Source organism: Mycobacterium sp. UM_CSW (assembly GCF_000455205.1).
Taxonomy (GTDB): Bacteria; Actinomycetota; Actinomycetes; order Mycobacteriales; family Mycobacteriaceae; genus Mycobacterium.
The window spans coordinates 1-24644 of sequence record NZ_AUWQ01000046.1 but is presented as its reverse complement, the minus strand read 5'-3'; the positions used below and the strand labels follow the sequence as shown (position 1 = coordinate 24644).

Sequence of the window (24644 nt, the reverse complement as noted above, 5' to 3'; positions counted from 1 at the left end):
CGTTCACGCCGGCTGCACCGTCGCGGCTTCGGCAGGCTCGTGGACGTCGGGATGAAGGTCGGGAGAATACAGTTCCTCGATCTCGGCCGCGTACTTCGCCATGATCGGCTTGCGCTTGAGCTTCATCGTGAGCGTGATCTCGTCCCCGCCCGGCTCCCACACGGTGGGCAATACCCGGAAGCGCTTGATCTGCTCGACCCGAGACAGTTTGGCGTTGCCCTCGGCGACACCCGCGGCGATCTGCGCGATGACGTCCGGGTGGCTCGCCAACGCGGACGGAGACGCATCCGCCAGCCCGTGCTGGACCGCGAAGGGGCCGACCGAGTCGGCGTCGAACACCATCAGCGCGGCGTTGTACGGCCGGCCGTCCCCGATCGTGATCATCACGCCGACCATCGGGCAGGCGGCCAGCACCGTGTTCTCAATGTTGGCCGGCGACATGTTCTTTCCGGCCGCGTTGATGATCAGCTCCTTCTTGCGGTCCACCACCCGCAGATAGCCCTCGGCGTCGGCCTCGAAGATGTCGCCGGTGTGCAGCCAGCCGTCCTCGTCGATCGCCTCGGCGGTCTTGGCGGGTTCCTTGCGGTAACCCTTCATCACCAGCGGACCGCGGACCAGCAACTCGCCGTCGTCGGCGATCTTGCCCTCCAGGCCGGGCAGCAACTTGCCGACGGTGCCGAGGCGAGCTTCGGCCGGATGGCTCACGGTCGCCACGCAACTCAGCTCCGACATGCCCCAGACCTCGGCGATCGGGATGCCGATGCTGAGGAAGAAGGCCAGCGTCTCGATGGGAATCGGCGCCGCACCGGAGACCGCCCAGCGCAGTTCGCCGAAGCCGAGTCGCTCCCGCAGCTTCGACAACACCAGTTCGTCGGCCTTGGCCCACTCGCCGGCCAGCTCCTCCGACATCTCCTCGCCGGCCACCAGGGCTGCGGCTCGCCGGGCGGCCACCGACATCGCCCACTGCAGCGCCTGCCGCTTGACCTCGTCCGTCTCATGAGTCACGGCGAATTCGATTGCGGCCTTGAGCTTTTCCCACACCCGGGGCACCGCCCCCCACACGTTGGGCCGCACGTCGGGCAGCGCGGCGGCGATGGCACGCGCGTCCGCGACGGTGGTCACCTGGGAGCCGAACACCTCCAGGCTGTAGAGACCCTGCACCCGGTCGGCGATGTGCGCCGTCGGCAGGAACGACGTGACCCGGTCACCGAACTCGGCCGGCAGCACGGAGTCGAGGGCGAACGCCTCGAACAGCAGATTGGCGTGGGTCATCTCCACGCCCTTGGGGTTTCCGGTGGTCCCGGACGTGTAGATGAGCGTGACCACGTCGTCGGGTTTGACCGCCCGCCAGGTGGATTCGAAGTCGAAGTCGTCGCTTGCGGCGGCATAGAGGTCGTCGACCGAGATGGTGCCCGGCGGCGAGCCGTCGATGCAGACGATGTGCTCGATGGACGCGCCGCTGGCGCGAATGCGGTCGACGTACTGCTCCTCGCAGATCGCGACCTTGGTGCCGGCGTTCTCGAACAGGTAGGTCAGCTGCTCGGCGGGCAGCGTGTTGTAAACCGAAAACGAAACGGCACCAACGTGTTGGGCGCCGATCTCCAACGGGTAGAACTCGATCCGGTTGGCCATCATCAGCGACACCGTGTCACCCCGCCCCACCCCGAGGCCCGCCAGGCCGGCGGCGACCTTGCGCACCTGCTCCGCGAGCTCGCGCCACGTCAGCGTCTGGGTGCCGCCGGGAGTCCGCAGCGCGACGGCGTCCGGCTCGATCGACGCGGTGCGCTGGAACGCCTCGCACAACGTTGCCGGACGTTCGGTTGTCGTCATTTCCGTTCTCCTTGCCGCCGGATCAGCACAGCCCTTGGTGAGCGTACGTCCGTGTGTTGTGGCGCGGAACACATCACCCGGCATCGGGGCGCCACAGCTGCACCGTGGTCGAGGCGCCGCCGGGCAATTCGAGCAGTTCGATCGGGGTGCCGTCGGGATCGTAGATGAAGAACATCCGCACGCCACCGATGTCGACGGGCGCCTCGGCGCGCACGCCGGGGTGGTGGCGGCGGACGGAGTCGTAGGTGGCGTCGAGATCGTCGACCCGGAACGACATGTTGGTATAGCCCAGGTGCGGGCCGCTCGGGGTCTCCGGCACCGCGCCCAACGACAGCAGCTCGACCATCGCGGCGCCGATCAGACCGCCGACCATGCGGCCCTGCTGCGCCGCGCCGCCGGTCACCGAGTCCAGTCCGGCGCCTGCCAACTCGACGTCGAACACGACATCCATGCCGAGCACCGCGGTGTAGAACGCCACGGAGGCCTCGATGTCGGAGACGCCGATGCAGATATGCGAGAAGTTCTGCACGGCGATCGGCTGCGGTTGGGTCATTGCTGCTCCTCGAGTCCTAGATCGCGTAAGGGACCGCCTGCGCGGTGTGAATCCCACAGGTGCAGGCGTCGATCGACGGGCACGTGCAGCGCATCCCCCATTCGATGACGGCCCGCGCCCGGGCCAGCGACTCGAGCTGCGCGTCGATCTCGGCCAGCTTTGCCTCGGCCAGGGCCCGGCTGGCGGGGCGTCCGGGCGCGTCGTCGGCGAACAGCAGCTGGATCTCCTCCAGCGCGAAGCCGGCCGATTTGCACAGGCGGATCACCTCGAGGCGGGCGAGCACCGAATCGTCGTAACGGCGCTGGCCGCCCAGCCGCGCCGGCGCCGACACCAATCCGATCTGCTCGTAGTAACGCAGCGTGGTGGCCGCCACCCCCGCCCGGCGCGCCACCTCCCCGATCGTCAGGGTTGGGGCCATGGCGCCTCCCGAAAACTCGAGCTTGACTTCGAGCTAACTCTAAGTCGTTGACTGGGAGCATGCATACTCCCACGCTCGACGAGCTGAGCCGCGCCCGCTACGCCCTGCTCCGGTCCTTCCGCCGCGACGGCACCCCGGTCGACACCCCGATCTGGTTCGTCCTCGACGGCGACGCGCTGGTGTTCCGGACCAAGGTGGGGCCGAAGACCAGGCGGCTGGCGGCGCGTCGCGATGTCGAACTGGCCGCCTGCGACTACCGGGGACGGGTGCGCCCGGGCGCCACGACGCTGGCCGGCCGAGCGACGATCCTGTCCGGCGCCGACGCCGAGCGGGCCAACCGCCTGCTGCACCGGCGCTATGGCTGGCAATGGAACATCGTCCCGCTGATCAAGGTTCCGGGCGTGACCAACGTCCACGGGGACCTGTGCGTCGGCGAAAAGCTGCGGCGCGCCCGCGACCGTCGCGTCTGGGCCGACAGCGCGATCGTGCGGGTGGAGCTGCCATGACCGCCACCAAGGCCGGACTGCCCGACCCCGTCCGCTCCCCCACCGTCCTCGAATGCTGCAGCGCGGCAACCGGACTCGTTCGCGGTCTGGTGTGGCCGCGGCGGCTGGACGGGCGTCTCATCCGCAGCATCACCGACGCGGGACTGCCCGATCCCCGCGGCACCGTCGCGGTGACCGCGCTGCCGCAGGTGCCCCGCTCGGTGCCGACGGCCACCATCGTCGAGGGCACGTTCCGCCCTGCGCGCGTGGAGAACTCGCTGACGTCGTTCATCGTCACGCACCCGGAGGCCACGTTCATCGTCGACCCCGCCGTGTGCACCGACGTCGATCAGCGGGCGATCGCCCAACTACCCGCCGTGCTGCGTGGCGTGGTCCGGCCCCCCGCGGACACCATTCCAACCGTCGCGGCGTTGGCGCGGCTGCCGGAAACGCCGCGGTTGGATTTCGCGCTGCCCACCCACGCGCATTGGGATCACGTGTCGGGGCTGCTGGACCTGCCCGAGCTGCCAGTGCTGTTGCACCGCAAGGAAAACGAGTGGGTCGGCGCCGGCCCGGTGGCGCCCGTGGGCGGTGTCCGCGATTCCCTGCGCGATCGGCGCCTCACCGAATACGACCTGGACGGTCCGGCGGTGCTGACCTTCACCGCAAGCCACGACCTCTTCGGCGACGGCTCCGTCCTGCTGGTGGACCTGGCCGGGCACACCCCGGGCAGCGTCGGGGTGCTCGCCCACACCGCCCGCGGATGGATCTTGATCGCCGGCGACGCCGCCTGGCACCGGCTGCAGATCGAGAAGGTCCGCCAAAAGTCCAGCTATCCAGGGGCTTTGGTCGACGTGGACCGCGATCAGACCTTCCGGACGCTGCACCGGCTGCACCTGGCGCGGCACGCGGTGACGATCATCCCGACCCACGACCACCAGGCGGCGCAGCAGCTGCCGGCCTAGCACCTCGCGCGCGGGGCGCGTCTTTGCAACTACGCGTTTTGCTCCAGTAGTACCTGCGCCGCCGCCATGTGTCCTTCGAAGCCAAATGATGTTGACGTCGCGTGATAGCGCTCGGCGAAGTCGTGATACGCGGCGTCTTCACCGCGAGCCCGCGCCAGCAATGCATGCAACCGCAGCAGCGCAACGTCGAACAATACAAATCCGGGCTCGGTCGGCAGGGCGGCCAGCCGCTCCACCGCTCCGGCAGCCCCATCCAGATCCTCTGGCCGGCCGCGTTGCAGCAGGGTTTCCACGAAAGCGGCAGTGGCGGCCGCGTGGAACGTCGTCGGGTCGGTTGCGGAGTGCGCCTCGACAACCGCCCGCAGCTGCGCTATCGCATTATCGAGGTCACCGGCACGCGATTGCTCCTTGGCGCGCTCGACCTTGAGCTGCTGCAGAGCCGCCTGGTTGAGCCGGTCCTGTGAGCCGGTCACCTGCGATTGGGCAAGCAGATCGAAACCTTGGGCGCGGTGCGCGTCGTCGAGTTGCACCAGGATGAGGCCGCGCAGAAACCTGGCCCACGCCAACGCGAATTGGTCTCCCCTCTCTTCGGCAGCACGAAGGGCTTGTTCCGATTCGCGCAGCATCGCCGCGTCGGGAACCAGGAGCCCGTTTACTACCCCGATGCCGTAGATGTGCAGCAGCATTATCGAACGCGTACCGGGTTCGATCTCGTCACCCAGAGCGACCGCATGGTCGACATCCTGCCGCCAATGCGGGGCGCCCCAGCACATCCGGGCGGCAGCGCGCATCATTGTGGCGATTCTCGAGGACGACCCGAAGAGAGTGTCGTCGTTCTGCGGATCCGCGCGGGCCTCGTCGATGATCCTGTCGGCCAAACGCACCACCTCGGCGAGCTCGCCGGCCCCGAACTTCGCGGTGAGGGCGCCTGGCCGCAAGGTGACGGAGAGAACCGGATCGCCCAGCGAATCAAGAAGATTCACAAATTCCGTCACCATTGCCGCGGCTTGGCGGTAGCGGCCGTAGGTGTTGAGTGCCATGATCTGTCCGGCCATACCCATGGCGAGCGAGGCTTTGTCATCGGCGGCGGTCGCCAGCTCGTGCAGTTCGTCGAAGACGGTGTCGTCCACGCGGCCGCCGAACCGCCAAGCGCTGAGGCTAAGCAGCGCGCGCGGCGCGATTTGCATTGCGGCGCGCCCCGGCTGGTCGCCCGGCAGCCGGTCGGCAACATGACACGCGCGTTGCCAGCTCATGCGCGCGGCACGGATGTCGCGTCGCGTCAACCACGTCCCGGCCCGCATGTGCCACCCGAACGCTGCCGCGAGGTCACCGGCCGCCTCCAGATGTTCAGCGATCAGCGCCGCGTTCTCGTCCGCCGATACTGGGTCGCGCTCCGCAAGCGCCGCCGCCAGCCGCGTATGCAGCGCTGCGCGACCAGCCTTGAGCTGTGATCGATAGGCCACGGTCTGGATGAGCGGCTGGCGGAATGCGTACTCCGCGACCGGCGTGAAATTCACCTGCTCGACGAGCTGGGCGTGCACCAGGTTGTCCAACGTCGAGCAATCCGCCAGCGCAGCCAGCAGGTCGGCGCGGAAGCGGACACCGATCACCGCCGCCGCGTTCAATGTCGCTTTGGTCGCGCCGTCGAGCCGGTCGATGCGCGCGGCAATGGCTGCCTGAAGCGTGGCCGGGACGGCGACATCGGTTGATCCACTTGCGTTCAGGTATGCGCCGGGGGCGCCTTGGAGCACATTTCGATCGGTCAAGTCGCGCACGATTTCCTCGACGAAAAACGGGTTGCCGGCCGCGCGCTCGGCGATCCGCTCGACCAGCCCGGCAACCGACGGGTCGGTACCCAGCAGCTGGGCGACCAGCGCTTTGGTGTCCGAAAAACTAAGCGGCGTAAGGGAAATCTTCTGTGCGCCGGCCAGCTGACTCAGCGCGCCGGTGTACTCGGGACGATAGGTGATCAGCACCAACGAATGGGTCCGAGGGACGACACTGATGAAGTCGGCCAACAGTGATTCGCTGGACGGATCGATCCAGTGAGCGTCTTCGATGACATAGACGGTGGGAGCCGTGCTGGCGAGGGCCGCATCGCAGACCAGCGCCGTCAGACGCCGCCGCCGGGCGTCGGGGGCGATATCGGGCAGTTCGTCGTCGGGGTCGCGGATTCCCAGTGTGTCCTCGAGGAGCACCTGATCGGCGTGATCGGCGGCGGGCACTCTCTCGCGCAGAAGCGCCCTGGCCTGGTGGTCACTCATGTCTTCCACCCCGAACGCCGCCCGCATCAGCCGCTCCACCACCAAGAAGGGGACTTCGCCGGTGTGGGATTCGCAGTACGTCGAGAAAACCCGAATCAAACGCGGTATCGCTACGGCCACAATCTCGTCGACAACGCGGCTCTTGCCGATCCCGACGGGACCGACCACGCCCACCACACAGCCACGGCCCGCCACCGACCGATCAAGCAACGCCGTCAAGGTGGCGAGCTCCCAACTGCGCCCAACCAGCTTCGACACCCGCCGGCTGTAATGAAAGCGCCCCGTCCGCATGGACAGCAACGGCCACGCGACCACCGGGTCCTCCACGCCCTTGAGGACAACGTTTTCGGGGGTGCCAAGCGCGGCGACTTCGTCGACGAGGCGCGCGGTCGACTCGCTGAGCATGACTCCGCCGGGCGGCGCCACCGATTCCATCCGCTGGGCCATGCCGACCTGAAGACCGACGGCCGTGTAATTCCATGGGTTCGAGCCGACATCGCCGGCAATAACCTCACCCGAGTTCAGCCCGACCCGCAATTGAAGGTGGATACCGTCTCTGCTCTGCACCTGCCCGGCCAGCTCCTGCACCGCGTCCTGAATGTCCAGGGCTGCCAGGCAGGAGCACAATGCGTGATCCTCCAGCGCGATCGGTGCCCCGAAAACGGCCATGATGCCGTCGCCGGTGAATTTGTCCACGGTTCCGGCATAACGGTCAACTATCGCGGCGCAGCGGTCGAACAGGTCCGCCATGATCTCGCGCAAGCGCTCGGCACCGACGGCCTCTGCGATGTCCATCGAACCCACCACGTCGGCGAATAACACCGTCACCTGCTTGTACTCCGCGGATTGCTGCGGCGTTATCGGCGAACCGCAGCTGTCGCAGAAACGGGCTCCCTCGCGAAGTTCGATTTCGCACGTCGCACACGTGGATGCTGCCGCCGCCATTCGGGCCCCTAGTTCTCGAGTACACCAGTACACCCACCCGATTCGCTAACAATAGGGCTTCGCGGCACGAATGGCCCTAGTCGAAATGCTCCACCGCGGCGACCGCTTCGCCCGGCTCGGCCGCGCTTGATCGATGGCGGCGACCCGCTTCGCCCGGCTTCGCCGCGCTTGCGATCGCCGCTAAACGCCCAGGCAGCCCGGACCCAGCAGCTCCTTGAGGTCGCCCATCAGGGCCGGCGACGGCGTCACCCGCAGCGAGGCGTCCAGCTCGAGCGTGGTGATCCGGTCCCCGCTGATCAGCCGCAGGTGCACCTGCGACGTGCCGGGGTGACGGGCCAGCACCTGCTTGAGCGCGCTGACCTTGTCGAAGGTGCACTGGCGCGTCGGCATGCTGACCGCCAGCGGCCGGTCCGGCTGGGCGTTGGAAAAGTCCGGCACCACAAGCTCGTTGGCGATCAGCGCGATCCGGTCGTCGCGGATCGCGACCTTGGCGTTGATCAACACCACGGCGTCGTCGACGATCTCGGCGCCGAACGTGGAGTACGCGTGCGGGAAGAACATCACCTCGATGCCACCGGTGAGATCCTCCAATTGCGCCGAGGCCCAGGGCATTCCGTTCTTGTTGACCCGCCGGTTCACCGAAGCCAGGATGCCGCCCACCCGCACCTGGGTGTCGTTGGGGACGTCGCCGTCGAGGATCGCCGGGATCGCGGTGTCGACCTGCGCGGCCAGCAGGTGCGCGACCCGGTTGAGCGGATGCCCGGACACGTACAGCCCCAGCATCTCCCGCTCCAGGGCAAGCTTGTGCTTGTCCTCCCACTCGTCGTCGGGCACCTTGATGGTGAACACCGAGTCGGTGGTGCCGGCCTCGCCACCGCCGAACAGGTCGAACTGGCCCATCGCCTCGGCCTTCTTGGTGCCCAGCACGGAGTCGACGGCGTCGGTGTGGACCAGGAACAGGCCCTTGCGGGCGTGGCCGAGCGAATCGAACGCGCCGGCCTTGATCAGCGACTCGGTGACCTTCTTGTTGCACGCCGAGACGTCGATCTTGTTGAGGTAGTCCGAGAAGTCGGTGAACTTGCCCTTCTCGCCGCGGGTGCTGATCAACGAGCTCACCACGTTGGCGCCGACGTTGCGCACCGCGCCCAGCCCGTAGCGGATGTCGGCGCCCACCGACGCAAAGTTCAGCCCGGACTCGTTGACGTCCGGCGGCAGCACCGTGATGCCCAGCTTGCGGCAGTCGGCGAGGTAGACGGCCGCCTTGTCCTTGTCGTCGCCGACCGACGTCAATAGCCCGGCCATGTACTCGGCGGGATAGTTGGCTTTGAGGTAGGCCGTCCAGTAGGAGACCATGCCGTAGCCTGCGGCGTGCGACTTGTTGAAAGCATAGTCGGCGAACGGAAGGATGGTGTCCCACAACGCCTTGATGGCCCCCGCGGAGAAGCCGTTGGCCTTCATGCCGTCGGAGAAACCCTCGAACTCCTTCTCCAGGACCTCGCGCTTCTTCTTGCCCATCGCCTTGCGCAGGATGTCGGCTCGGGCGAGCGAGTAGCTGGCCACCTTCTGCGCGATGCGCATGATCTGCTCCTGATACACGATCAGGCCGTAGGTCTCGGCGAGGATCTCGCGCAGCGGTTCCTCGAGCTCGGGGTGGATGGGTTTGATCGCCTGGCGCCCGTTCTTGCGGTCGGCGTAGTCGTTGTGGGCGTTCATGCCCATCGGGCCCGGCCGGTACAGCGCGATGACGGCGACGACGTCTTCGAAGCCGGTCGGTTGCATGCGGCGCAGCAGGTCGCGCATGGGCCCGCCGTCGAGCTGGAACACCCCGAGCGTGTCGCCGCGGCCCAGCAGCTCGTAGGTGGCCTTGTCGTCCAACGGCACGGACTCCAGGTCGAGGTCAATTCCCTTGTTGGCCTTGATGTTCTCGATCGCGTCGCCGATGATCGTCAGGTTGCGCAGCCCCAGGAAGTCCATCTTCAGCAGACCGATGGCCTCGCAGGACGGGTAGTCCCATCCGGTGATGATGGCGCCGTCCTGCGGCCGCTTCCACAGCGGGATCGCCTCCGTCAGCGGCTCGCTGCTCATGATCACCGCGCAGGCGTGCACGCCCGCGTTACGGATCAGGCCCTCCAGGCCGCGCGCGGTCTGGTAGATGGTGCGGACGTCGGGGTCGGTTTCGATCAGCCCGCGGACCTCGGCGGCCTCCTTGTAGCGCTCGTGGTTCGGGTCGGTGATGCCCGACAGCGGGATGTCCTTGGCCATGATCGCCGGCGGCAGCGCCTTGGTGATCCGGTCAGCGATGGCGAAGCCCGGCTGGCCGTAGTGGATCCGCGCCGAATCCTTCAGCGCCGCTTTGGTTTTGATGGTACCGAAGGTGATGACCTGGGCCACCCGGTCCGAGCCCCACTTGTCGGCGGCGTAGCGCACCATCTCACCACGGCGACGGTCGTCGAAGTCGATGTCGATGTCGGGCATCGACGTGCGCTCGGGGTTGAGGAACCGCTCGAACAGCAGCCCGTGCGGGATCGGGTCGATGTCGGTGATGCCCAGCGCGTAGGCCACCAGGGATCCGGCGGCCGAACCGCGGCCGGGCCCGACCCGGATGCCCACCGACCGCGCGTAGTTGATCAGGTCGGCGACGATCAGGAAGTACGACGGGAAACCCTTGTCGCAGATGACCCCGATCTCGTAGGCCGCCCGCTGCTCGTAGCCCTCGGGCGGGCCCGTGGGAAACCGCCGGGCCAGCCCGGCGTCCACCTCGTGGCGCAGCCAGGACGCCTGGTCGTGCCCGTCGGGCACCGGGAAGACCGGCATCCGGTCGCGCGGCGTCCACACCTCGTCGTAGGACTGCACCCGCTCGGCGATCAACAGCGTCGAGTCGCAGGCGCCGGGCACCTCGTCGTCCCAGATCTGGCGCATCTCGGCGGCCGACTTGAGGTAGTAGCCGTCGCCGTCGAATTTGAACCGGTTGGGATCCGACAGCGTCTTGCCCGTCTGCACGCACAGCAGCGCCTCGTGGTTGTGGGCGGCGTCGCGGGTGACGTAGTGGCAGTCGTTGGTGGCCAGCGGGCGAATGTTGAGCGTCCGGCCGATCTCGAGCAGGCCCTCGCGGACCCGTCGCTCGATGGTCAGCCCGTGGTCCATCAGCTCGAGGAAGTAGTTGTCCGGCCCGACGATCTCGCGCCACCGCGCAGCCGACTCCAGCGCCTCGCGGTCGTGTCCCAGGCGTAACCGCGTCTGCACCTCCCCGGACGGGCAGCCGGTGGTGATGATGATGCCCTCGGCGTGTTCGGCGATCAGCTCGGCGTCCATGCGCGACCATTTGCTCAACTGACCCTCGAAGGAGGCCAGCGAGGACAGCTTGAACAGGTTGCGCAGGCCGGCGGCGTTCTCGGCCAGCATGGTCAGGTGCGTGTAGGAGCCGCTGCCGGAGACGTCGTCGGCCTTCTGGCTGGGATCGCCCCAGGTGACGCGGCGGGTGTCGAAGCGAGAACCGGGCGCGATGTACGCCTCGACGCCGATGATGGGCTTTATCCCGGCCTTGGTCGCCTCGTTGTAGAACTCGCTGGCGCCAAACATGTTGCCGTGGTCGGTCATCCCGACCGCGGGCATCTGCAGCCGCTCGACCTCGGCGAGCATCGGCGCGATCTTCGCGGCACCGTCCAGCATCGAGTACTCGGTGTGGTTATGCAGGTGCACGAAGGACCCGGAAAATGAACCGCTCATAGGGACGCCAGTGTATGACCGACCACCGACGCTTCCCCGGCGTGTCGCGTCGTGTGTCTCTTACTCCGCTGTTTGGGCGGGGCGGATCTAAGGTGGCGCTATGACCCAGATTGCAGACCCGTACGTGGTGTCGTCACCGTGGTCGCCGCGAGAGGCCGAACTGCTGGCGGTGACCTTGCGGCTCTTGCAGGAGCACGGCTATGACGGGTTGACGGTGGACGCCGTGGCCAGCGAGGCCCGGGCCAGCAAGGCAACGGTGTACCGGCGCTGGCCCTCGAAGGCTGAATTGGTGTTGGCCGCATTCATCGAGGGCATCTGCCAGATCGCGGTGCCGCCGGAGACCGGCACGTTGCGCGGCGACTTGCTGCATATCGGGGACAAGATCTGTCAGCAGGGCCCCCAGCTCGCCAGCACCATCCGCGCGGTGCTCGTCGAGGCGTCGCGCCATCCCGCCCTCGCGGACGCCTTGCAGCACCAGTTCCTCGATCAGCGCAAGGCCCTGCTGCAGCACGTGCTGCGTCAGGCGATCGACCGCGGCGAGATCCGCGAGGGCGCGGTCGCCGACGAGCTGTGGGACCTGTTGCCCGGATACCTGATATTCCGCTCGATCATCCCCGGGCAGGCGCCCGACCGTCACACGGTGCAAGCCCTGGTTGACGGCTTCATCCTGCCGGGCCTCACCCGGTCCGGGGGATATCAGGAAAATTGATACAAAGTGTACGGTCACGTCTCTTGTGCAGTACTGGTCAGTACCGTAGGGTCATATCCGACGGCCACGCTCGCAGGAGCCGCGTGACCGTCGCGCCCGCGTATCGAATGTCCTAGGGGTGAAGGGGATTTCGATCATGTCCCTCGTCAGACGGGGATGGATTCCGCTGGTCGCGGTGCTCGTCGTCGCGCTGACGGGGTTCGCCATCTACCGCCTGCACGGAATCTTCGGCTCCCACTCCAACGTCTCCGCCAACAGCGGCCTGGCCCAAGAAATCGTCCCGTTCAACCCCAAAAAGGTGGTCCTCGAGGTCTTCGGCGCGCCGGGCGCCGTGGCGACCATCAACTATCTCGACGTCAACGCTCAACCGCAGCAAGTCAAGAACGCGCCACTCCCCTGGTCGTACACCATCACCTCGACCGAGCCCGCAGTGATCGGCAACGTGGTGGCGCAGGGCACCGGGGACACCCTCGGCTGCCGGATCACCGTCAACGGTGAGGTAAAGGACGAACGCACAGTGAACCAAGTCGACGCCTACACCTTCTGCCTGGATAAGTCGGGATGAGCAACTACGAAGAGAAGCGGCCCCGCGTGCCGCATATCATCCGCCGGCTCGCGCTGCCGATCCTGCTGTTCTGGATCGCGCTCGCCGCGATCACCAACATCGCGGTGCCGCAGCTGGAAGATGTGGGAAAGACCCACAATGTGGCGCTGAACTCCCCCGACGCTCCGTCGTTGAAGGCGATCAAGCGCATCGGCCAGAAGTTTCAGGAATTCGACACCGACAGCCAGGCGATGATCGTCCTGGAAGGCGACAAGCCGCTCGGCGCGGACGCGCACAAGTTCTACGACGCGATGATCCGCAAGCTCGAGCAGGACAAGAAGCACGTCGAGCACGTTCAGGACTTCTGGGGCGACACCCTGACCGCGGCGGGGTCGCAGAGCAACGACGGCAAGGCGGCTTACGTCCAGCTGTTCCTGGCGGGCAACCAGGGCTCGGCGTTGGCCAACGAGGGCGTCGGCGCAGTCCGCGACATCGTCGAGCACATGCAGCCCCCGCCCGGCATCAAGGTCTATGTGACCGGCGCTGCGCCGCTGATCTCCGATCAGTTCGACGTCGGCAGCAAGGGCACCGCGAAGGTCACGGCGATCACCGTAGGGGTGATCGCGGTGATGTTGCTGTTCGTCTACCGTTCCTTCTTCACGATGCTGCTCGTGCTTTTCACCGTCCTCATCGAAATGTCCGCGGCCCGGGGAATCGTCGCCTTCCTGGGCAACGCCGGGATCATCGGGTTGTCCACGTACGCGACGAACCTCCTCACGTTGCTGGTGATCGCCGCCGGGACCGACTACGCGATATTTTTCGTCGGCCGCTATCAGGAGGCGCGCGGGACCGGCGAGGACAAGGAAACCGCCTACCACACCATGTACCGCGGAACGGCCCATATCGTCCTGGGCTCGGGGCTGACCGTCGCCGGCGCGGTCTTCTGTCTGAGCTTCACCCGACTGCCCTACTTCCAAAGCCTGGGCATCCCAGCCGCTCTCGGCATCCTCGTCGCGCTTTTCGCCTCGCTCACGCTGGGCCCGGCGGTGCTCACCCTGGGCTCCGCGCTGGGTATGTTCGATCCGAAGCGCGTGATGCGGACCCGCGGTTGGCGGCGGATCGGCACCGCCATCGTGCGCTGGCCCGCCCCCATGCTCACCGCCGCATGCGCCCTCGCCCTGGTGGGCCTGCTGGCCCTGCCCGGATACAAGACGAGCTATGACACCCGGCCGTATATGCCCGCCAGCGCCCCGGCCAACATCGGTTACACCGCGGCCGAGCGGCACTTCTCCCGCGCCCGCCTGGAGCCCGAATTGCTCATGGTCGAAACGGATCACGACATGCGCAACCCGGCCGACATGCTGATCCTGGACCGGGTGGCCAAGGCGGTGTTCCATGTCCCCGGCGTCGCGCAGGTGCAGACCATCACCCGGCCGTTGGGAACCCCGCTGATTCACAGCTCGCTCGCGTTCGTGATCAGCAATCAGAGCGCCGCCCAGCAGGAAAACCTGACCTACCAACGGGATCGAGCGGACGACCTGCTCAAGCAGGCCGGCGAGTTGGCGAAGACGATCAACATCCTCAAGCAGCAGTACGCCCTGCAGCAGCAGCTGGCCGACGCCACCCACAGCGAGACGCAGAGCTTTCACGACACCGTCGACACGATCCGGGACCTGCGGGACAAGATCGCGAACTTCGACGACTTCTTCCGGCCGATCCGCAGCTATTTCTATTGGGAGAGGCATTGCTTCGACATCCCCGCCTGCTGGGCCATCCGCTCGGTCCTGGACGCGCTCGACGGCGTCGACCAGCTCACCGAGAAGTTTGAGAACCTCACGGCCACCCTGGACAAGCTCGACGCGCTGCAGCCGAAACTGGTGGCGCTGATACCGCCGCAGATCGACAGCCAGGAGACCAACCGTGAGCTGGCGCTGGCGAGCCACGCCACCCAGGCCGGCATCAACGCGCAGACGCAGGCCGCGATCGACAACGCGACGGCGCTGGGCCAGGCCTTCGACACCGCGAAGAACGACGACAGCTTCTACCTGCCGCCCGAGGTGTTCAACAACCCCGACTTCAAGCGAGGGCTGAAACTGTTCCTCAGCCCCGACGGCAAGGCGGCCCGGCTGATCGTCACCCATGACGGTGATCCCGCTACGCCGCAAGGCATCTCACACATCGACCCGATCGTCAACGCCGCGCACGAGGCCCTGAAGGGCACGCCGATGGCTGACGCCAAGATCTATGTCGGCGGCACGGCCGCGACATACAAGGACATCCAGGACGGCGCCAAGTACGACCTGTTCATCGTGGGATTCGCCGCGCTGGCGCTCATCCTGCTGATCATGCTGATCATCACGCGCAGCCTGGTCGCGGCGCTCGTCATCGTTGGGACGGTGGCCCTTTCGCTGGGGGCCTCGTTCGGGTTGTCGGTGCTGGTGTGGCAGTACCTGTTCGGCATCAAGCTTTATTGGGTCGTGCTGGCGCTGGCGGTGATCCTGCTGTTGGCGGTCGGATCCGACTACAACCTGCTGTTGATCTCCCGGTTCAAGGAGGAGATCCACGCCGGTCTCAAGACCGGCATCATTCGCTCGATGGCCGGTTCCGGTTCGGTGGTCACCTCGGCCGGGCTGGTCTTCGCGGTCACCATGTGCGCATTCGTGTTCAGCGGTTTTCAGGTGCTCGGCCAAATCGGGACGACCATCGGCCTTGGTTTGTTGTTCGACACGCTGATCGTGCGTTCCTTCATGACGCCCTCCGTCGCAACGCTTCTCGGACGCTGGTTCTGGTGGCCCCAACGGGTGCGCCCGCGCCCGGCCAGCACGATGCTGCAGCCCTACGGGTCGCGCGCCTCGGTGCGTCAGCTGCTGCTGTGGGACGACGACGACACCGCGGTGATGCCTACCCGTACAGATCGAGAAACTGCTTCAGCGACTTCTGCACGTCTCCCTTGACCGCGCGGGCCGCGGCCGAGCCCACCGGGCCGAACAACGCGCGCCCGCCCAGCTCGAGACACAGGCCCAGCGTCGACCCGCCCCCGGCGGGCCGCACGGAGAGCGTGACGGCGTATTTCGCCCCGCCCTTGCCCGATCCCGACATCGCCACCTCGTGCGGCGGATCCCACTTGGTCACCGTCCAGGTCACCCGGTTGCGCAGACCTTTGGAACGCGCGACGCCGACGATCTGGGTGCCCTCGGTGATCTCGTCGGGCAGCTCGCTGCGCCAGCCCTCGTGAAGCACCAGCCATTCCCCCAGCTCCGACAGGTCCGACACGTGGTCCCACATCTCCTGCGGGGCCATCGGCATGTCGGCGGTCATCTCAACGGCGGCCACGTTTCTCTCCTATGACCTCGACCGCCACGCTGGCGTGACGCTCGGCGCTCAATGTCACGCTGGCGTGACACTCGGCGATCGGAACGTACTAGTGGCTGGGCCCGCCGCGGAATCGGTTCCCGATCCGCAGCCCGGGCAGCAGCAATGTCCGCGGCACGAACCGGCCGCCGGTGCTGACGACCTTGGGCACGATGCCCGGCACCACGCTGCGCTTGCCGGCCAGCATCCCGCCGATCGCCGCCTCGGCGACGTCGTGCGGCGAGACCTGCGCCACCGGGATGCTGAACCGCTCGGCGTTGGCGATCTCGGCCCACTCGGTGGGCACTGGGCCCGGACACAGGACGGTCACCGACACCCCCGTCCCGTGCAGCTCCTCGTGAATGGCTTCGGAAAACGTCTGCACGAACGCCTTGGTGGCCGAGTACACCGCCATGTACGGCAGCGGCTGGAACCCGGCGATCGAGGCGATGTTCAACACGGCGCCCGCGCCGCGCTCCACCATGCCCGGCAGCGCGGCGTGGGTGAGCTCCATCAGGGCGAGCGAGTTGAGGGTCACCTCTTCGCTTTCACGCTCGAGCGGCAATTCGTGGAAGATGCCGCTGGTGCCGAAACCGGCGCTGTTGCACAGGCCGGCGATCGGCTCGGTGCGGAGCCGGTCCGCCAGCTTCGCGCGACCCTTGGCGTCGCTGAGGTCCAGCGGCAGGACCTCGACGGCCACGGAGTATTCCTGGCCCACCTCGTTGGCGAGGTCGTCGAGGCGGTCGCGGCGCCGCGCGACCAGCAACAGCGGGAAGCCGCGGCGGGCCAGGCCGCGGGCCAGTTCGGCGCCGATGCCGGAAGAGGCGCCGGTGATGACGACGGTGGTGTCGGTGTCGGGTTTCGGAAGGCTCATGGTTTCACCAATGTATCCCTCGGGTCGCGCGGACAAACGTCTCGCTCCGCTTATCGAAAGGCTCTGCGTCGCTGGATGATTCGCCGCCCTTGGCCGCGTCGGAGTCTTTGAACATGGCGAACGCGCGGTTGCGGACGCGGTCCATCACCGCGGGGTTGACGGCGTCGACGACGGCGGCGAACTGCCCGAACGGCGAGCTAGCGCGGCGGGGGCGGTGCACGATCGCGTCCGTGATCACACCGGCCGCCTGGTCGGGCGTCAGCGCCGGGAACTTGTCGTACATCGTGGTCGGGCTGATCATCGGCGTGCGCACCAGCGCCATGTGCACGGTGGTGAACTTGACGTCGTCGTTGACCACTTCGGCCTGCAGCGCGTCGCACAGGCTGTCGAGGGCGGCCTTGCTGGCGATGTAGGCGCCGAAGCGCGGCGCGCGGGTCTGCACGCCGACCGAGGAAACGTTGATGATCTGGCCGAAGCCGCGCTCCCGCATGCCCGGGATGAACTTGAGGATGAGCTGGACCGCGCCGAGGTAGTTCAGTTGCATGGTCCGCTGGTAGTCGTGGATGCGGTCGTACGACAGCTCCAGCGATCGCCGGATCGAGCGCCCCGCGTTGTTGATGAGGATGTCGACGCCGCCGAGGTCGTCGAGCACCTGATCGGCCATCGTGGCGATGGCGTCCATGTCGGTCAGGTCGCACGGGTAGATGTGGGCGGTGCCGCCCTCGCCTTCGATCTCCGAGGCGACCTTCTCGAGGTTCTCCCGGGTTCGGGCCACCAGCACCACCACGCCGCCCGCTTCCGCGATCTTCTTGGCGGCGGCGGCGCCGATACCCGACGACCCTCCCGTGATGAGGACGGTGCAGCCCTCCACGGCGTCGCGCAGCGTGCGGCCCTGCACCGCGTCCAGCAGGTTCCGTAAGTAGAACGGTCGATATCGCCCCGCCGAGTTGGGGGTGTTGATGATGTTGGAGACCGCCGCAAACGGCTTTTCCACCATGTGGGTCAAGTCGCCAAGCAGATTCATCGGCTGTCGCTCCTGAGGGGCAATGTGACGTGGGTCATAAAACCAACCTAGGGCATCGGCCGGCCGGCAGAGGCGGATTGCCGCCATGTGAACTCCGGTCCGGCAGCTCACCCGGGCGGCCACACCACGGCCATCCGAGGGCAATCGGCTTGTTACACAGGGTAATCCGGGTGTGACCACGGACTAACTGACGGGCAATGCCCAAATGTTCCAATCGGCGTTATGAAAATGCTGGCGCACTTCCGCAAACCGGAGCCGCACACCATCTACGACCGGATCGGCGGACACGAGGCCATCGAAGCGGTCGTCGAGGACTTCTACGTTCGCGTGCTCGCCGACAACCAACTGGCAGGCTTTTTCACCGGGACCAACATGAACCGCCTCAAGGGCAAACAGGCCGAGTTCTTCGCGGCCGCGCTCGGCGGCCCAGAGCCGTACACCGGAGCGCCGATGAAACAGGTGCACCAGGGCCGCGGCATCACCATGCATCACTTCAACCTGGTGGCCGGGCACCTGGCCGACGCGCTCGCCGCCGCGGGGGTTCCCGCCGTGACGGTCACCGAAATCCTCAGCGCCATCGCGCCGCTGGCGCCCGAGATCGCGTCGGGGGAAACCACCAAGGTTTGAGCGTCTGGAGGGCGATGGCACCCGATCGACGTGTCGGTGAGAATGCAATGCATGCCCCGCACATTCGAAGATCTGGTGGCCGAAGCCGACTCGGTCAACGTTGACGGCTGGGACTTCTCCTGGCTCGACGGCCGCGCGACCGAGGAACGACCGTCCTGGGGCTTCCAGCGGCTGTTGAGCGGCCGCTTGGCGACGGTGTCGGCCGCTCTGGACATCCACACCGGAGGGGGCGAGGTGTTGGCCGGGGCGGGGCCGTTCCCGCCGACCATGGCGGCGATCGAGACCTGGCCGCCCAACGCGGCCCTGGCGACCAAACGCCTGCATCCGCTCGGGGTGGTGCTCGTGGCGATGCGCGACGAGCCGCCGTTGCCGTTCGCCGACGAGGCGTTCGACCTGGTGACCACCCGCCACCCGATCTCCGTGTGGTGGAAGGAGATTCTTCGGGTGCTCCGGCCGGGCGGCACCTACTTCGCGCAGCACATCGGTCCCGCCACCATGGGCGAGCTGGTCGAGTACTTCATCGGACCGCAGCCCGAGAAATGGGCCGAATTTCACCCGGACGCCGTGCGCGCGCAGGTGCAGGCCGCGGGGCTGGAGGTCGTCGACGTGCGCATGGAGCGGCTGCGCGCCGAGTTCTTCGACATCGGCGCCGTCGTCTACTTTCTGCGCAAGGTGGTGTGGACGGTGCCGGACTTCACCGTCGAGCGCTATCGGGACCGGCTGCGGGAACTGCACGAGCGGATCGAGGCCGACGGGCGGTTCGTCGCGCACCCGACGCGGGTGCTGGTCGAGGCGCGCAAGCCCGGCTGACCCATCGGTATCCGCGAGCCTGTAAATCTGCAGAAGAAGTGCGAGAGACGGCCTGCAAAATTACAGGGTCGACGAACTGATCAGCCCTCGTCGCGCAGCACGTCCAGCGCGTGCTGCAGATCCGGCGGGTAGGGGCTGACGATTTCGATTCGCCGGCCGTCGGCCGGGTGGGCGAAGGCCAGCGAACGCGCGTGCAGCCATTGCCGTTCCAGCCCAAGCCTTTTCGCCAGTTTCGGGTCGGCGCCATAGACGAGGTCGCCGCAGCAGGGGTGGTGCAGCGCGGAGAAGTGCACCCGGATCTGATGCGTGCGTCCGGTTTCCAGGTGCACGTCGAGCAGGCTGGCGGCGACGTGGGCTTCCAGCGTGTCGTAGTGGGTGAGGCTGTGCCGGCCGTCCTTGGTGACCGCGAATTTCCATTCGCCGCCGCGGTGCCGCCCGATCGGCGCGTCGATGGTCCCGCTGGACGGGTCCGGGTGGCCCTGCACCAGCGCGTGGTAGCGCTTGTCGACGGTGCGCTGCTTGAACGCCCGCTTGAGCATCGTGTAGGCGCGCTCGGAGAGCGCCACCACCATCACCCCGGAGGTCCCGACGTCGAGACGATGCACGATGCCCTGGCGCTCCGGCACGCCGGATGTGGTGATCCGGTAACCGGCGGCGGCCAGGCCGCCGAGCACCGTGGGTCCGGTCCAGCCGACCGACGCGTGCGCGGCCACCGTCGCGGGTTTGTCGACCGCGACGATGTCGTCGTCGGAATACAGGATGGTCATGCCCTCGATGTCGACGGGCGTGTTTTCCAGCGGCGCCGGCGCGTCGGGCAGCCGCACGTGTAGCCAGGCGCCGCTCGTCAGGCGGTCGGACTTGCCGGCCTGCACACCGTCCAATTCGACGCCGCCGTCCTCGGCCAGCGCCGCCGCCGCGGTCCGCGACAGCCCCAACAGCCGCGACAGCCCGGCGTCAACACGCATGCCCGCCAATCCCTCCGGGACGGGCATCGAACGTTCGGTCATCAGTGCTGATCGGCCTTGCGGCGGGCCACGGCATCCCCGTTGGGCTTTCGGCGGCCCACGGCATCGAAGTCGTAGCCGAAAACCGACAGCACCACCAACAGGATGGCCCCGCCGACCACGGAGGGGTCGGCGACGTTGAACACCGGCCACCAGCCGACCGACAGGAAATCCACGACATGGCCGCGCAGCGGCCCGGGCGACCGGAAGAACCGATCAACCAGGTTGCCCATCGCGCCGCCGAGGATCATGCCGAGCCCGACGGCCCACCACGGCGACACCAGCCGCCGCCCCATCCAGAAGATGCCAACCACCACACCCGTCGCGATCAGCGTCAGCACCCAGGTGTATCCGGTGGCCATCGAGAACGCGGCACCCGAATTGCGCACCAACGTCCACGTCACGGTGTCGCCGATGATCGACACCGGCTGGCCGGGCGGCAGCAGTTTGACAGCCAGCACCTTGGTCACGATGTCCAGGCTCAGCACCACCGCCGCGACCGACAGCAGCAGGCGCAGCCGCCTCGGCGGCTTGGCGGGTGCGGGTTCGGGTTCGGCCACCTCCGGGGCCGGTCCTGCTGGTTCGTCGGACACGTCACCATCATCCCCCAACCCGAACATGCGCGATGATGCCACCGTGACTTCCTCGACGGCCCGGCTCACCGTCATCGCCACCGGCGGCACGATCTCGACCGGCAAAGGGGCCGGCGGGGTGCGGCGACCGGCGTACAGCGGGGCGGACCTCACGTCGGGTCTCGACGTGGACGTCGTCGACCTGCTGGCCCTCGACAGCTCCGAGCTGACGCCCGCCGACTGGGACAACATCCGCATCGCCGTGCGGGCCGCGATCGACGGCGGCGCCGACGGTGTGGTCGTCACCCATGGCACCGACACGATGGAAGAGAGCGCGCTCTGGCTGGATCTCACCCACGCGGGCAACGTCCCGGTGGTGCTCACCGGCGCCATGCGCAGCGCCGACGCCCCCGACGCCGACGGCCCCGCGAATCTGCGCGACGCGCTTGCGGTCGCGGCCAGCCCGGCCGCCCGTGACCTGGGGGTGCTGGTGTGTTTCGCCGGCCGGGTGCTGCAACCGCTGGGCATGCACAAGGTGGCCACCGAGGACCTCAGCGGGTTCGCCGGCGAACTGGTCGGCAGGGTGGACCGCGGCGGCGTGACCCTGACCGGGCCCAAGACGCGCCCGTACCTGGGCGATCTCGACGCCGCCGGCGCTCCCCGGGTCGACATCGTGGCGGCATATCTCGGGAGCGACTCGGTGGCGCTGGACGCCTGCGTGGCCGCCGGCGCGCGGGGCGTGGTGCTCGAGGCGCTTGGTTCGGGCAACGCGGGAGCGGCGGTCGTCGACGGGGTGCGCCGGCACTGCCGCGAGGGAGTGAACATCGCGGTGTCCACCCGGGTCCCGGGCGGGCGGGTCGGCGCGAGTTACGGTCCCGGCCACGACATGGCCACCGCGGGCGCGGTGATGGTGCCGCGGCTGCGGCCGCCGCAGGCGCGGGTGCTGATGATGGCCGCGCTGGCCGCGGGGCTACCCGTCGCCGACGTCATCGACCGTTGGGGTTAGCAGCGCGTCGGCCTGCAGCGCGCCGAGATAATCCGGCCAGTCCAGCGAGTCGACCGGGTTGGCGCCGGCGAGGTCGGCGGTGTCGGCGGGAAAGGTGCGCGCCTGCCCCGGGCCCGATCCGCGGGTCTCGAAGCGCACCGTCACCACGCCATGGCCGGCGCCCTGCACCCAGCCGTGACCGAATTCGCGGTGCGCCACATCGTCGCCGATCCGCCAGGGCGAGGCCTCCTCCGTCGCCGGCGCGAACATGGCCTCGGTCGCGGTCTCGATGTGCTGCTGGTCGGAAGTCTCCGCTGACAATTCGAGGTCGGGGAACAGCGATTCCTGGCGGACGTCGCTCAATCCCGAAAACCCCACGCCGAGAAGGCGAATCGGCCCGATTTCGCGCGGGTCTAGCAGCAGCCGGCGGGCCACCGCGGTAAGGGCGCCGGCCTCGGTGGTCGCGTAGGGCAACGTCGCCGAGCGGGTCAGCGTGCTCATGTCGGACTTCTTCAGCTTCACCGTGACGGTGCGCGCGCCGCGGCCGTCGCGCAGCAGGCGCTGGTGGGCGTGCTCGGCGATGGGGTCGATCGCGTCGCGCAGCTGCTCGAGGCTGGTCAGGTCCGCGGCGAAGGTGGACTCGGCGCTGATCTGCTTGGCCACCGCGCGCTCGGCGACGGGGCGGTCGTCGATGCCGCGGGCCAGGCGGTGCAGCGCCGGCCCGACCGTCGCGCCCAGGATGTTGGCCACCTCGGCGTCGGTCAGCGCGGCCAGCTGCCCGATGGTCTCGATGCCCAGCCGGTTCAGCTTCTCCTCGGCGACCGGGCCGATGCCCCACAGCCGCCGCACCGGCAACCCGCCCAGCAGCGCTTGCTCCTCTGCGCGCCCGACCACCCGCACGCCATCGGGTTTGGCCAGTCCGGACGCGATCTTGGCGATCTGCTTGCCCGAGCCCGCACCGACCGACGCGACCAGGCCGGTCTCGTCGCGAATGCGCCGCCGCAACTCCTCGCAGAACGCCTCGACGTCGTCGGCCGTCGCCCCGGCGAGCTGCGTCGGCTCCCCGAAACCCTCGTCGACGGACAGCTGCTCGACGACTGGTATCAACCGGCGCACGGTGTCGAAGACCCGGCGGCTCGCCACCCCGTACACCACGCCGCGCGGCGGCAGCACCACGGCGGTCACGCCGATCAGCCGGCGGGCCTGATGCATAGGCATGGCCGACCGCGCACCGAACACGCGGGCCTCGTAGCTGGCGCCGGCCACGACGCCCCGCCCGCCCAGGCCGCCGACCAGCACCGGCCGCCCCCGCAGGGTCGGTCGGGTGAGTTGTTCGACGGAGGCGAAAAACGCGTCCATGTCCAGGTGCAGCACCCAGCGGGACTCCACAACTGCAAATGCTATTGGGATAACGTCTTTGGCTATGGCAATGAACCTCGCGCACCGACGGATTTGCAGCTCGGATCGCTGGGCGAAGCAGGTGGAAGACGACCTGCTGCCGTGGGCGCTGGCCGGTGTGGAGCTGGGCGATAACACGCTCGAGATCGGACCCGGTTACGGCGCGATCCTGCGGGTGCTGGTCGACAAGGCGCCGAGACTGACCTCGGTGGAGATCGACACCCCGATGGCGCAGCGACTGCAGCGGCTCTACGGCGATCGGGCCCGCATCATCAACGCCGACGGCACCGATACCGGGTTGCCGGACAACGAGTTCAGCTCGGTGGTGTCGTTCACGATGCTGCATCACGTGCCGACCGCGGAGCTGCAGGACCGGCTGTTCGCCGAGGCGTTCCGGGTGCTCCGGCCCGGCGGCGTCTTCGCCGGCAGCGACAGTGTGACGTCGCTGCGGTTCCGCCTCCTGCACTTCCGCGACACGTGCAACACGGTTTCTCCGGAAACCTTGCCGGATCGCTTGCGGGCGGCGGGTTTTCGCGATGTTGAGGTCGAGGTCCGCGGCGGCAGGCAGCGTTGGCGGGCGGTCAAGGGCGCCTGATGGTTGACGCGGCGCCATCACGATGGGCGCGGTTACGCCGCCAATGGGACGAGCGGCTGGAACCCGGTGAGCAGGCCACGGTTCTGGCCTGGTCGTCGTTCACGCTCACGTTCGCCGGACTGCGCGGGCTCACCCACTGGATCCGTGCCGGCCACGGACCGGCGGGTGGCGGTATGAACTTGGGCGGCAAGCACTTTCACCACTACAACATCGGTATTGCGATGCTGGCGACGGTGGCCGGCGTGGGTCTGCGCGGGACCGAAAGGCAGCGACGACACCCCGCGGCGGCGGTCGCCTATGGTGCCGCGAACGCGATGATCGTCGACGAGCTGGCCCTGCTGCTGGACCTCAAGGACGTTTATTGGGCGCGGGAGGGCCGCGAGAGCGTCGACGTCGCGGTCGGGGTCATCGCCACCGGCGCGACCGTCGTGGCCGGCATGCCGTTCTGGCCGCACGCCCACCGCGCGCTCCGAGCCCGCTAGCCATTCGCGGCAAGCGAAAGGGCGAGACCGGCTCACCTCCGGCCTCGCCCTACGCCCCACCGTCACTTCTTGCCCGGGATCACCTGCGGGTGGAGCGGCTGTTGCTGGACCGGCTGCGGGTGGACCGGCTGCTGCTGAATCGGCTGCGGGTGAATCGGTTGCTGCTGGATCGGATGCTGCTGGCAGGCCAGGCACTCGATCGGTCCGTGGCCGCCACCTTGCTGCTTGCCACCACCCTGCTGCTGACCGCCGCCCTGCTGCTGGCCGCCCCCTTGCTGCTGACCACCGCCCTGCTGCTGACCGCCACCTTGCTGCTGACCACCGCCCTGCTGCTGGCCGCCGCCACTCGGGTGATCGCCATCATGGTCCGACGGCACCGGAACGGGTATGGGCACGGGCACCACCACCGGCGGGATGTTCACCGTCACGTTCGGCGGTGGCGGCGGGGTGCCGGGGTCGGCCGGCGCGTCGGGCGGGGTGCCC

At 68.0% G+C, this 24644-nt stretch carries 22 protein-coding genes; 11 read left to right on the top strand and 11 right to left on the bottom strand.

Going from position 1 to position 24644, the window contains the following annotated elements; all coding sequences use genetic code 11:
* Positions 1-3 precede the first annotated feature (3 nt).
* The 3 genes from fadD11 to N415_RS17275 all read right to left on the bottom strand — a co-directional run bounded on the left by fadD11 (position 4) and on the right by N415_RS17275 (position 2801).
* The gene (fadD11, locus tag N415_RS17285; protein ID WP_068184401.1) at positions 4-1830 is read right to left on the bottom strand and encodes a fatty acid--CoA ligase FadD11; all 1827 of its coding nucleotides are present in this window, start codon (positions 1828-1830) and stop codon (positions 4-6) included.
* 73 nt (positions 1831-1903) lie between these two features.
* Positions 1904-2383 (bottom strand): VOC family protein, encoded by a 480-nt coding sequence (locus tag N415_RS17280; RefSeq protein ID WP_068184400.1) that lies wholly within the window; start codon positions 2381-2383, stop codon positions 1904-1906.
* A 16-nt stretch (positions 2384-2399) separates the two neighbouring features.
* On the bottom strand, positions 2400-2801 hold the full coding sequence (locus N415_RS17275) for a MerR family transcriptional regulator (protein WP_068184399.1): 402 nt from the start codon (positions 2799-2801) through the stop codon (positions 2400-2402).
* Between the two features lie 59 nt (positions 2802-2860).
* Here N415_RS17275 and N415_RS17270 point away from each other — a divergent pair, with 59 nt between their 5' ends.
* Together N415_RS17270 and N415_RS17265 are read left to right on the top strand one after the other, a co-directional pair.
* Positions 2861-3307, top strand: coding sequence for a PPOX class F420-dependent oxidoreductase (locus tag N415_RS17270; protein WP_068184394.1), 447 nt, complete (start codon positions 2861-2863; stop codon positions 3305-3307).
* Complete coding sequence (locus tag N415_RS17265) at positions 3304-4251, top strand: MBL fold metallo-hydrolase (RefSeq protein WP_068184391.1); 948 nt, start codon at positions 3304-3306, stop codon at positions 4249-4251. Before N415_RS17270 ends, N415_RS17265 begins: the two co-directional genes overlap by 4 nt.
* A 29-nt stretch (positions 4252-4280) precedes the next feature.
* On the opposite strand, the gene N415_RS17260 is transcribed toward N415_RS17265, so the two are convergent.
* Positions 4281-7460, bottom strand: a complete 3180-nt coding sequence (locus N415_RS17260; protein WP_068184389.1) for an adenylate/guanylate cyclase domain-containing protein — start codon at positions 7458-7460, stop codon at positions 4281-4283.
* 180 nt (positions 7461-7640) lie between these two features.
* Complete coding sequence (gene dnaE, locus N415_RS17255; RefSeq protein WP_068184386.1) at positions 7641-11186, bottom strand: DNA polymerase III subunit alpha; 3546 nt, start codon at positions 11184-11186, stop codon at positions 7641-7643.
* A 100-nt stretch (positions 11187-11286) separates the two neighbouring features.
* Here dnaE and N415_RS17250 point away from each other — a divergent pair, with 100 nt between their 5' ends.
* From N415_RS17250 to N415_RS17240, 3 genes are all read left to right on the top strand, one after another.
* The gene (locus N415_RS17250; RefSeq protein ID WP_068184385.1) at positions 11287-11895 is read left to right on the top strand and encodes a TetR/AcrR family transcriptional regulator; all 609 of its coding nucleotides are present in this window, start codon (positions 11287-11289) and stop codon (positions 11893-11895) included.
* 118 nt (positions 11896-12013) lie between these two features.
* On the top strand, positions 12014-12460 hold the full coding sequence (locus tag N415_RS17245; protein ID WP_193376466.1) for an MmpS family transport accessory protein: 447 nt from the start codon (positions 12014-12016) through the stop codon (positions 12458-12460).
* Entirely contained in the window at positions 12457-15393 is a 2937-nt protein-coding gene (locus N415_RS17240; RefSeq protein WP_068184382.1) for an MMPL family transporter, read from the top strand. The genes N415_RS17245 and N415_RS17240 overlap by 4 nt, the downstream gene beginning before the upstream one ends.
* On the opposite strand, the gene N415_RS17235 is transcribed toward N415_RS17240, so the two are convergent.
* From N415_RS17235 to N415_RS17225, 3 genes are all read right to left on the bottom strand, one after another.
* Entirely contained in the window at positions 15341-15772 is a 432-nt protein-coding gene (locus N415_RS17235) for an SRPBCC family protein (RefSeq protein WP_068184379.1), read from the bottom strand. The genes N415_RS17240 and N415_RS17235 overlap by 53 nt on opposite strands.
* A gap of 88 nt (positions 15773-15860) precedes the next feature.
* Positions 15861-16664 carry an SDR family oxidoreductase gene (locus tag N415_RS17230; protein ID WP_068184376.1) on the bottom strand — a complete coding sequence of 268 codons (804 nt, stop codon included), beginning with the start codon at positions 16662-16664 and terminating at the stop codon, positions 15861-15863.
* A gap of 4 nt (positions 16665-16668) precedes the next feature.
* Entirely contained in the window at positions 16669-17688 is a 1020-nt protein-coding gene (locus N415_RS17225; RefSeq protein ID WP_068184373.1) for an SDR family NAD(P)-dependent oxidoreductase, read from the bottom strand.
* Between the two features lie 222 nt (positions 17689-17910).
* On the opposite strand from N415_RS17225, the gene N415_RS17220 reads away from it, so the two are divergent.
* Positions 17911-18315 (top strand): group 1 truncated hemoglobin, encoded by a 405-nt coding sequence (locus N415_RS17220; protein ID WP_068184371.1) that lies wholly within the window; start codon positions 17911-17913, stop codon positions 18313-18315.
* A gap of 51 nt (positions 18316-18366) precedes the next feature.
* Positions 18367-19125 (top strand): class I SAM-dependent methyltransferase, encoded by a 759-nt coding sequence (locus N415_RS17215; protein ID WP_068184367.1) that lies wholly within the window; start codon positions 18367-18369, stop codon positions 19123-19125.
* Positions 19126-19205: 80 nt separating this feature from the next.
* Here the strand turns inward: N415_RS17215 and N415_RS17210 are convergent, their stop codons facing one another.
* Both N415_RS17210 and lspA read right to left on the bottom strand, forming a co-directional pair.
* The gene (locus N415_RS17210) at positions 19206-20132 is read right to left on the bottom strand and encodes an RluA family pseudouridine synthase (protein ID WP_068184365.1); all 927 of its coding nucleotides are present in this window, start codon (positions 20130-20132) and stop codon (positions 19206-19208) included.
* Positions 20132-20749, bottom strand: a complete 618-nt coding sequence (gene lspA, locus N415_RS17205; protein WP_152531444.1) for a signal peptidase II — start codon at positions 20747-20749, stop codon at positions 20132-20134. Before lspA ends, N415_RS17210 begins: the two co-directional genes overlap by 1 nt.
* Here lspA and N415_RS17200 point away from each other — a divergent pair.
* Positions 20748-21707: an asparaginase gene (locus N415_RS17200; RefSeq protein WP_068184363.1), complete on the top strand. Its 960-nt coding sequence runs from the start codon at positions 20748-20750 to the stop codon at positions 21705-21707. The genes lspA and N415_RS17200 overlap by 2 nt on opposite strands.
* Here N415_RS17200 and N415_RS17195 read toward each other — a convergent pair.
* Entirely contained in the window at positions 21672-23060 is a 1389-nt protein-coding gene (locus tag N415_RS17195; RefSeq protein ID WP_161630322.1) for a DNA polymerase IV, read from the bottom strand. The two genes, N415_RS17200 and N415_RS17195, sit on opposite strands and share 36 nt — an antisense overlap.
* A gap of 49 nt (positions 23061-23109) precedes the next feature.
* Here N415_RS17195 and N415_RS17190 point away from each other — a divergent pair, with 49 nt between their 5' ends.
* From N415_RS17190 to N415_RS32280, 3 genes are all read left to right on the top strand, one after another.
* Positions 23110-23679, top strand: coding sequence for a class I SAM-dependent methyltransferase (locus tag N415_RS17190; RefSeq protein ID WP_068184356.1), 570 nt, complete (start codon positions 23110-23112; stop codon positions 23677-23679).
* Complete coding sequence (locus N415_RS17185; RefSeq protein WP_068184489.1) at positions 23679-24161, top strand: hypothetical protein; 483 nt, start codon at positions 23679-23681, stop codon at positions 24159-24161. The genes N415_RS17190 and N415_RS17185 overlap by 1 nt, the downstream gene beginning before the upstream one ends.
* Before the next feature lie 89 nt (positions 24162-24250).
* Positions 24251-24644, top strand: a 394-nt coding sequence (locus tag N415_RS32280; protein ID WP_204366829.1) for a hypothetical protein, incomplete at its 3' end; no start/stop codon positions are given.